Genomic DNA, 9,816 nt, shown 5'->3' on the forward strand with positions numbered 1-9,816 from the left:
AAAGAGATGAACCAGGAAATCACCAACAACCCGTTCAACCCGCTGACGCCCCCGAAGGTTTTCGACGAGATCAAGGTCTCGCTGGCGTCGCCCGAGCGGATCCTGTCTTGGTCCTATGGCGAGATCAAGAAACCTGAAACCATCAACTACCGGACGTTCAAGCCTGAACGCGACGGTCTGTTCTGCGCGCGTATCTTTGGCCCGATCAAAGATTACGAATGTCTGTGCGGCAAATATAAGCGGATGAAGTATCGCGGCGTTGTCTGCGAGAAATGCGGCGTGGAAGTCACCCTGCAGAAAGTCCGCCGCGAGCGTATGGGCCACATCGAACTGGCCGCGCCCGTTGCACATATCTGGTTCCTGAAATCGCTGCCGTCCCGCATCGGTCTGATGCTGGACATGACGCTGCGCGATCTGGAACGCGTTCTGTACTTTGAAAACTATGTCGTCATCGAGCCCGGTCTGACTGACCTGACCTACGGCCAGATGCTGACCGAAGAAGAGTACATGGATGCGCAGGATGCCTTTGGCATGGACGCGTTCACCGCCAATATCGGTGCCGAAGCCATCCGTGAGATGCTGGCCCAGATCGATCTGGAAGCCGAAGCCGAACAGCTGCGCGCTGATCTGGCCGAAGCAACCGGCGAGCTGAAGCCCAAGAAGATCATCAAGCGTCTGAAGGTTGTTGAATCCTTCCTCGAGTCGGGCAACCGGCCTGAATGGATGGTCATGACCGTGATCCCGGTCATTCCGCCGGAACTGCGTCCGCTGGTTCCGCTGGATGGTGGCCGTTTCGCGACGTCGGATCTGAACGATCTGTATCGCCGCGTGATCAACCGGAACAACCGTCTGAAACGTCTGATCGAACTGCGCGCGCCTGACATCATCGTCCGCAACGAAAAGCGGATGTTGCAGGAATCCGTGGATGCTCTGTTTGACAACGGCCGTCGTGGCCGCGTGATCACCGGCGCCAACAAGCGTCCGCTGAAATCGCTGTCGGACATGCTGAAAGGCAAGCAGGGTCGCTTCCGTCAGAACCTTCTGGGGAAACGCGTCGACTTCTCGGGCCGTTCGGTCATCGTGACCGGTCCGGAGCTTAAGCTTCACCAGTGTGGTCTGCCCAAGAAGATGGCGCTGGAGCTGTTCAAGCCGTTCATCTACTCGCGCCTTGAAGCCAAGGGTCTGTCTTCGACCGTGAAACAGGCGAAGAAACTGGTCGAGAAAGAACGTCCCGAAGTGTGGGATATCCTCGACGAGGTGATCCGTGAACACCCTGTCATGCTGAACCGTGCGCCGACGCTGCACCGTCTTGGCATTCAGGCGTTCGAACCGGTCCTGATCGAAGGCAAAGCGATCCAGCTGCACCCGCTGGTCTGTTCGGCCTTCAACGCCGACTTCGACGGCGACCAGATGGCCGTTCACGTGCCGCTGAGCCTTGAGGCACAGCTGGAAGCCCGTGTTCTGATGATGTCGACGAACAACGTTCTGTCGCCTGCAAACGGCGCGCCGATCATCGTTCCGTCGCAGGACATGATCCTGGGTCTGTACTATGTGTCGCTGGAACGTGCGGGCATGCCGGGCGAAGGCAAGGTCTTTGGTTCGATCGACGAAGTTCAGCACGCGCTGGATGCGGGTGAGGTGCATTTGCACACCAAAATCACCGCGCGGATCACGCAGATCGACGAAGAAGGCAACGAAGTTCAGAAGCGCTATGAAACCACTCCGGGCCGTCTGCGTCTGGGTGCCCTGCTGCCGATGAACAACAAGGCACCGTTCGATCTGGTCAACCGCCTGCTGCGGAAGAAAGAAGTGCAGCAGGTGATCGACACCGTCTACCGCTACTGCGGTCAGAAAGAGTCGGTTATCTTCTGTGACCAGATCATGTCGATGGGCTTCAAAGAAGCGTTCAGGGCGGGCATCTCGTTCGGCAAGGACGACATGGTCATTCCAGACGACAAGTGGGGCATCGTTGATGACACCCGCGATCAGGTGAAAGACTTCGAACAGCAGTACATGGACGGCCTGATCACTCAGGGTGAAAAGTACAACAAGGTTGTCGATGCCTGGTCGAAGTGTAACGACCGTGTGACCGAGGCGATGATGAGCACCATCTCGAACGTCGCCAAGGCCGAAGACGGGTCTGACATGGAACCGAACTCGGTCTACATGATGGCCCACTCCGGTGCGCGGGGCTCGGTCACTCAGATGAAACAGCTGGGCGGTATGCGCGGCCTGATGGCCAAGCCGAACGGTGACATCATCGAGACGCCGATCATCTCGAACTTCAAGGAAGGTCTGACCGTTCTTGAATACTTCAACTCGACCCACGGTGCCCGTAAGGGTCTGTCGGATACCGCTCTGAAGACGGCGAACTCGGGTTACCTGACCCGTCGTCTGGTGGACGTGGCGCAGGACTGCATCGTTCGTGAGATCGATTGTGGTACCGAGCGCGCAATCACGGCCGAAGCTGCGGTCAACGACGGTGAGGTTGTCGCCTCGCTGGCCGAGCGTATCCTGGGCCGTGTGGCGGCTGACGATATCCTGCGTCCGGGTACGGATGAGGTGCTTGTTGCGGCTGGTCAGCTGATCGACGAACGTATGGCAGACACCATCGACGAAGCGGGCGTTCAGTCGACCCGCATCCGCTCACCTCTGACCTGCGAGTCTGAGGAAGGCGTCTGTGCCACCTGCTACGGTCGTGACCTTGCTCGCGGTACCATGGTGAACACGGGTGAGGCTGTCGGCATCATCGCCGCCCAGTCCATCGGTGAACCCGGTACACAGCTGACGATGCGGACCTTCCACATCGGTGGTGTTGCGCAAGGTGGTCAGCAGTCGTTCCAGGAAGCCAGCCAGGCTGGTGTCGTATCCTTCGAGAACCCGCAGATCCTGGTCAATGCCGCAGGCGAAAGCCTTGTCATGGGCCGGAACATGAAGCTGGTGATCAAAGACGATCACGGCGAAGAGCGCGCCAGCCACAAGCTGGGCTATGGCTCCAAGCTGTTCGTCAAGGAAGGCACCAAGGTGGCCCGCGGCGACAAGCTGTTCGAATGGGATCCCTACACCCTGCCGATCATCGCCGAGAAAGCCGGTACCACCAAATACGTCGATCTGGTTTCGGGCCTTGCTGTCCGTGACGAGACCGACGAAGCAACCGGCATGACCCAGAAGATCGTGATCGACTGGCGCGCCGCCCCCCGTGGCAGCGACCTCAAGCCCGAGATCATTCTGGTCGGTGACGATGGCGAACCGGTCCGCAACGATGCGGGCAACCCGGTTCACTATCCGATGTCGGTGGATGCGATCCTGTCGGTCGAAGATGGCCAGAAGATCGAAGCCGGTGACGTTGTTGCGCGTATTCCGCGTGAAGGTGCCAAGACCAAGGACATCACCGGTGGTCTGCCGCGTGTGGCCGAACTGTTCGAAGCCCGCCGTCCGAAAGATCACGCGATCATCGCAGAAGCTGATGGTTACGTGCGCTTTGGCCGCGACTACAAGAACAAGCGCCGCATCAGCATCGAACCGGCTGACGAGTCGCTGGAACCCATCGAGTACATGGTACCCAAGGGCAAGCACATCCCTGTTGTCGAAGGCGACTTCGTACAGAAGGGCGACTACATCATGGACGGTAACCCGGCCCCGCATGACATCCTGTCCATCATGGGTGTCGAGGCGCTGGCGAACTACATGATCGACGAAGTGCAGGATGTGTATCGTCTGCAAGGCGTGAAGATCAACGACAAGCACATCGAAGTCATCGTGCGCCAGATGCTGCAGAAGTGGGAGATCCTGGATTCAGGCGACACCACCCTGCTGAAAGGCGAACATGTCGATAAGCAGGAGTTCGACGCAGCCAACGAAAAGACCATCGCCCGCGGTGGTCGTCCGGCACAGGGCGAGCCGATCCTTCTGGGGATCACCAAGGCTTCGTTGCAGACGCGTTCGTTCATCTCGGCGGCTTCGTTCCAGGAAACCACCCGCGTACTGACCGAAGCGTCCGTGCAGGGCAAAAAGGACAAGCTGGTCGGCCTGAAAGAGAACGTCATCGTTGGTCGCCTGATCCCCGCCGGTACCGGTGGGGCCACGCAGGCCGTCCGCCACATCGCCCAGTCGCGCGACAATGTGGTGATCGAAGCCCGCCGGGAAGAGGCCGAAGCGGCCGCTGCCCTGGCTGCGCCGATCATGGATGATGATCTGGTCGGGGATGAGCTGGACGTTCTGGTGGAAACACCCGAAAGCCGCGAGTAATCGCCCGATTGACAAGTTAAGGAAGGCCCCGCGATTTCGCGGGGCCTTTCGTTTTTGCAGGGTTGAAACGCGCGCGACGCTTTGGGCGGTTCCGGACCACTGGCATATCGCGCTTGTCGTATGAGACCCGCAATAACAGCAGGGTTTTTCTTATTTAGCCTAAACTGTGCTACCATCCGCCTTGAATTCACACAGGTGACGGGGGTGAATGATGAGAGCTGTCACAAAGCTGTCGCGCGTATTTTCGGTTTTCGGTCTGGGTCTGATGGCCGCCTGCACGGACTATGCCTATGTGGGGATGCCGCCGGGCCAGCCATCGCGTGAGATCGTGATCCCGAACGGCACGACGCGCCTGATCCCGATCTCCGCCTCGATCGTCGGGTTGGCTTATGATGAGCCGCGACGGCGGATCTTCCTGCGCAATCTTCCCGGCACCCAACTACAGGAGTTGGACCGAAATGGCCGTGTCCTGCGTACCTTTGCGGCACAGCGGGTTCCGGCCGGATGCGGTGGCATCACACCTGACGAGTTTCCCATCAAGGAATGCGGGTTGGCCATTCGGGGAAGCGACGGGCATCTGTTCCTCGACCATCCGAACGGGGTGATGATCGCGGAACTGACCCGCGACGGGCAATTCGTGCGCAACATAACCCTTAGCCAGCCACAGGGGCCGATTGGCGGGCTGGCCTTTGACGAAACGACCGGCACGCTCTATGTGCTGTTCATCCGAAATCGCCTGATCGCCGAGGTGGATTTGAACGGCACGGTGCTTAGGACAATCCGGGCGACCAATCCATCGGTCGGCGCAGCGGTGCAGATCGAACGCTTTGGTCTTGGCATCAATTCCAAACGCCGCGAGCTTTATGTTGCGCTTCAGAACGGCAACCAGCTTGGCGTTCTGGACATGTCCGGCGGGTTGATCGCAACGCACACACTCAGCGCCGGGGTGGCTGTGGAAGGGATCGGAGGCGGCCGGGTATCCGGTCTTTGAAACAGGCTCAGCGGGTGGTTTCGACACGCTCTGCACGCGTCGGAACGCAATTCTTGCGCTGATCTGATTTGATGCGTTGACAGGCAGCCGTCCGATTGGGCCAATGGCCCGATCACTCTGCGCAGGGCCAAATCTGACATGAACCCAAACACCAAAGGTGCCTTGCTGATGATGGGCAGCATGGCAGCCTTCACCCTGAACGACACTATGGTCAAGGTCGCGCTTCGGGATCTGCCATTGTTCCAACTGGTGGCCATGCGGGGCGTTCTGGCCGTTTTCCTTGTCTATGGTCTTGCCCGCTATCTGGGGGCGCTGCACCTCAATTTCTCAAACCACGACCGGTTGCTGGTTGCGCTGCGCAGTCTGGCCGAACTGTCGGCTACCTTCTTTTTCCTGACAGCGCTCAAGAACATGCCGCTTGCCAATGTGACGGCCATTCTGCAGGCGCTGCCTCTGACCGTGACGCTGGGCGCGGCACTGGTCTTTTCCGAACAGGTCGGCTGGCGGCGCATATTGGCGATTGCCATTGGTTTTGGCGGCATGGTTCTGATCGTCAGGCCCGGACCTGACGGCTTCAGCCTATATTCCATCTACGCGCTGATTGCAGTGGCTTCGATCACGGTTCGCGATCTGGTGACGCGACGCATGTCGCCCCAGGTTCCGTCAATGGTGGTGACACTGGCGACGTCTCTTTCCATCACGGTGGCTGCAGCCATCGCATCGGTGTTTGAAGGATGGGTTCCGGTTTCCGGCGCTGCGGGTGCTCTGGTTGCGGCGGCGGCCGTGTTCGTCCTGATGGGCTATCTGTTCAGCGTCATGGTCATGCGTCAGGGCGATGTCGGGTTCATCGCGCCGTTTCGCTATTCCAGCCTGATCTGGGCCCTGGGGCTGGGTTGGGCCGTATTCGATGAATGGCCCGACGGTCTGACCATGCTGGGTGCGACACTGATTGTGGCCGCCGGACTGTTTACGCTGTTCCGGGAACGCGCGCGTCGGGAAGCGGCGTGAACCTGCGTGACAAAGCTCTGAACACTGGTTATCCGAAGGCGAAACCCAGCCTCCGGTTGCGGGCTTGGCTCTTCCGTTGCAGCGCGGTTATATGAACCCGGTAAAGCCCGCGCACCTACTTCGGCACGGCCCGGATCAGCCTATTGCCGGGCAACCGGTATCGTGCTGTTGACACTCGGGCCGACTCCCCCTATTACGCGCGTCATCTCGGTGCCGGGGGCCGCCCCATAGCCGATTCCAGTAATGAGCTGGTCAAGGCCCGGACAATTTTGCAGTTCGCGCCCTCTGAGAAACAACCGCGACGTTCACCTCGGAATGGGAACGCTCGTGGGTTTTGCGCTTGTGGACGCATAAGCGCTGCGAAGTTAGCCGCACGCAGCCCGCGTGCATGTCATGTGTGTTGCAAAACGGGGAAGAAACCGGAATGCCAACTATTCAACAGCTGATCCGCAAACCGCGGCAGCCCAAAGTAAAACGCTCGAAGTCCATGCACCTGGAGCAGTGCCCGCAGAAACGCGGCGTCTGCACACGTGTTTACACCACCACACCGAAGAAACCGAACTCGGCTATGCGTAAGGTTGCCAAGGTGCGCCTGACCAACGGGTTCGAGGTCATCTCGTACATCCCCGGTGAAAGCCACAACCTTCAGGAACACTCGGTTGTTCTGATCCGTGACGGCCGTGTGAAAGACCTTCCCGGTGTGCGTTACCACATCCTGCGCGGTGTTCTGGATACTCAGGGCGTCAAAGACCGTAAGCAACGCCGTTCGAAATACGGCGCGAAGCGTCCCAAGTAAGAAGGAGAGGCTGATATGTCACGTCGTCACGCCGCCGAAAAACGCGAAGTCCTGCCTGACGCCAAATTTGGCGACAAGGTACTGACCAAATTCATGAACAACCTGATGATCGACGGCAAGAAGTCGGTCGCCGAGCGCATCGTCTACAACGCCTTTGACCGCGTTGAGAACAAGATCAAGCGCGCGCCCGTCGAAGTGTTCCACGAAGCACTCGACAACATCAAACCGTCGGTCGAGGTTCGCTCGCGCCGGGTTGGTGGTGCAACCTATCAGGTTCCGGTCGAAGTCCGCCCCGAGCGCCGCGAAGCACTGGCCATCCGCTGGCTGATCACCGCTGCGCGCGGCCGCAATGAAAACACCATGGAAGAACGCCTCGCCGGTGAACTGCTGGACGCTGTACAGTCCCGCGGTACCGCCGTGAAGAAGCGCGAAGACACCCACAAGATGGCCGAGGCGAACAAAGCCTTCAGCCATTACCGTTGGTAATCCCAGAGGCTTATCCAAATGGCACGCGAATATCCGCTCGAACTATACCGTAACTTCGGTATCATGGCGCACATCGACGCAGGTAAGACCACCTGCTCGGAGCGTATCCTGTATTACACTGGTAAATCCCACAACATCGGTGAGGTGCACGATGGTGCAGCCACCATGGACTGGATGGAGCAGGAGCAGGAACGCGGCATCACCATCACTTCGGCTGCGACCACCACCTTCTGGGAACGCACCGAAGACGGTCAGACCGCCGATACCCCCAAGCACCGCCTGAACATCATCGACACCCCCGGCCACGTTGACTTCACCATCGAAGTCGAACGCTCGCTGGCGGTTCTCGACGGTGCCGTCTGCGTTCTCGACGCAAACGCCGGTGTTGAACCCCAGACCGAAACCGTGTGGCGTCAGGCTGACCGCTACAAGGTTCCGCGTATGGTTTTCGTCAACAAGATGGACAAGATCGGCGCAGACTTCTTCAACTGCGTTCGCATGATCGAAGACCGCACCGGCGCACGCGCTGTTCCGGTTGGTATTCCAATCGGTGCCGAAACCGAGCTGGAAGGCCTGGTTGATCTGGTCACCATGGAAGAGTGGCTGTGGCAGGGCGAAGACCTTGGTGCAAGCTGGGTCAAAGCTCCGATCCGCGACAGCCTGAAAGACATGGCTGACGAATGGCGCGGCAAGATGATCGAAGCGGCCGTCGAAGAAGACGACGACGCGATGATGGCCTATCTGGAAGGCGAAGAGCCCGACGTTCCGACCCTGCGCAAACTGCTGCGCAAAGGCACGCTGGCGCTGCATTTCGTACCCGTTCTGGGAGGCTCGGCGTTCAAGAACAAAGGCGTTCAGCCGTTGCTCAATGCTGTGATCGACTATCTGCCCAGCCCGCTGGACGTTGTTGATTACATGGGCTTCAAACCCGGCGACGAGGAAGAAGTTCGTAACATCGCACGTCGTGCCGATGACGGCATGGCCTTCTCGGGTCTGGCGTTCAAAATCATGAACGACCCCTTCGTCGGTTCGCTGACCTTCACCCGGATATACTCGGGCACCATGAACAAGGGTGACTCGATCCTGAACTCGACCAAAGGCAAGAAAGAGCGCATCGGTCGTATGATGATGATGCACTCCAACAACCGGGAAGAGATCGAAGAAGCGTTTGCAGGCGACATCATCGCGCTGGCGGGTCTGAAAGACACCACCACCGGTGACACTCTGTGCGATGCGAAGGATCCGGTGGTTCTGGAAACCATGACCTTCCCCGATCCGGTGATCGAGATCGCGGTCGAGCCCAAAACCAAGGGCGACCAGGAAAAGATGTCTCAGGGTCTGGCCCGTCTGGCCGCCGAAGACCCGTCCTTCCGCGTGGAAACCGACCTGGAATCGGGTCAGACCATCATGAAGGGCATGGGCGAACTTCACCTGGACATCCTGGTGGACCGTCTCAAGCGCGAGTTCAAGGTCGAAGCCAACATCGGTGCGCCTCAGGTGGCTTATCGTGAAACCATCTCGATGCCGGTCGAACACACCTACACCCACAAGAAACAGTCGGGTGGTTCGGGTCAGTTCGCCGAAGTCAAGCTGGAGATCCAGCCCACCGAGGCAGGCGAAGGTTACTCGTTCGAAAGTCGCATCGTTGGTGGTGCCGTTCCGAAGGAATACATCCCCGGTGTTGAAAAAGGCATCAACTCGGTCATGGACAGCGGCCCTCTGGCTGGTTTCCCCGTGATCGACTTCAAGGTTGCCCTGCTGGACGGTAAGTTCCACGACGTTGACTCGAGCGTTCTGGCGTTCGAAATCGCGGCTCGTATGTGTATGCGTGAAGGCATGCGCAAAGCTGGCGCGAAGCTGCTGGAACCGATCATGAAGGTCGAAGTGATCACCCCGGAAGAATACACCGGCGGTATCATCGGCGACCTGACCTCGCGTCGGGGCCAGGTGTCTGGTCAGGAACCGCGCGGCAACGCGATCGCGATCGATGCGTTTGTTCCGCTGGCGAACATGTTCGGCTACATCAACACCCTGCGTTCGATGTCGTCGGGCCGCGCCCAGTTCACCATGCAGTTCGACCACTACGATCCGGTTCCGCAGAACATCTCGGACGAGATCCAGGCGAAATACGCATAAGCGACGATTTGAGGGAGCGCCGTTCCGGGGCTCCCTTCATTACAGAAAAAGGAGGCCATCATGGCAAAGGAAAAGTTTGAGCGTAATAAGCCGCACGTCAACATCGGCACGATTGGGCATGTTGACCACGGCAAGACGACGCTGACCGCAG

Annotated in this window: 7 protein-coding genes; all 7 read left to right on the forward strand. The window is 59.0% G+C overall.

Annotated elements, in window-relative coordinates; translation table 11 throughout:
* Positions 1 to 6 precede the first annotated feature (6 nt).
* Entirely contained in the window at positions 7 to 4,248 is a 4,242-nt protein-coding gene (gene rpoC, locus ACR0LL_RS19205) for a DNA-directed RNA polymerase subunit beta' (RefSeq protein WP_480488900.1), read from the forward strand.
* A 211-nt stretch (positions 4,249 to 4,459) separates the two neighbouring features.
* Positions 4,460 to 5,239 carry a hypothetical protein gene (locus ACR0LL_RS19210; protein ID WP_480588765.1) on the forward strand — a complete coding sequence of 260 codons (780 nt, stop codon included), beginning with the start codon at positions 4,460 to 4,462 and terminating at the stop codon, positions 5,237 to 5,239.
* Between the two features lie 138 nt (positions 5,240 to 5,377).
* Positions 5,378 to 6,247: a DMT family transporter gene (locus tag ACR0LL_RS19215; RefSeq protein WP_480588766.1), complete on the forward strand. Its 870-nt coding sequence runs from the start codon at positions 5,378 to 5,380 to the stop codon at positions 6,245 to 6,247.
* 424 nt (positions 6,248 to 6,671) lie between these two features.
* The gene (rpsL, locus tag ACR0LL_RS19220; RefSeq protein WP_480588767.1) at positions 6,672 to 7,043 is read left to right on the forward strand and encodes a 30S ribosomal protein S12; all 372 of its coding nucleotides are present in this window, start codon (positions 6,672 to 6,674) and stop codon (positions 7,041 to 7,043) included.
* Positions 7,044 to 7,058: 15 nt separating this feature from the next.
* Positions 7,059 to 7,529 (forward strand): 30S ribosomal protein S7, encoded by a 471-nt coding sequence (rpsG, locus tag ACR0LL_RS19225; RefSeq protein ID WP_039529242.1) that lies wholly within the window; start codon positions 7,059 to 7,061, stop codon positions 7,527 to 7,529.
* Positions 7,530 to 7,547: 18 nt separating this feature from the next.
* Positions 7,548 to 9,665 carry an elongation factor G gene (gene fusA / locus ACR0LL_RS19230; protein ID WP_209507797.1) on the forward strand — a complete coding sequence of 706 codons (2,118 nt, stop codon included), beginning with the start codon at positions 7,548 to 7,550 and terminating at the stop codon, positions 9,663 to 9,665.
* Positions 9,666 to 9,725: 60 nt separating this feature from the next.
* The coding region (locus ACR0LL_RS19235; RefSeq protein ID WP_036223564.1) for a GTP-binding protein at positions 9,726 to 9,816 on the forward strand (91 nt) is incomplete at its 3' end.

Source organism: Ruegeria sp. AI2 (assembly GCF_056541275.1).

Excerpts from the sequence above, each read along its gene's own strand:
- rpoC (WP_480488900.1), top strand. The coding sequence starts at position 7 with ATGAACCAGGAAATCACCAACAACCCGTTCAACCCGCTGACGCCCCCG.
- ACR0LL_RS19210 (WP_480588765.1), top strand. The coding sequence starts at position 4,460 with ATGAGAGCTGTCACAAAGCTGTCGCGCGTATTTTCGGTTTTCGGTCTG.
- ACR0LL_RS19215 (WP_480588766.1), top strand. The coding sequence starts at position 5,378 with ATGAACCCAAACACCAAAGGTGCCTTGCTGATGATGGGCAGCATGGCA.
- rpsL (WP_480588767.1), top strand. The coding sequence starts at position 6,672 with ATGCCAACTATTCAACAGCTGATCCGCAAACCGCGGCAGCCCAAAGTA.
- rpsG (WP_039529242.1), top strand. The coding sequence starts at position 7,059 with ATGTCACGTCGTCACGCCGCCGAAAAACGCGAAGTCCTGCCTGACGCC.
- fusA (WP_209507797.1), top strand. The coding sequence starts at position 7,548 with ATGGCACGCGAATATCCGCTCGAACTATACCGTAACTTCGGTATCATG.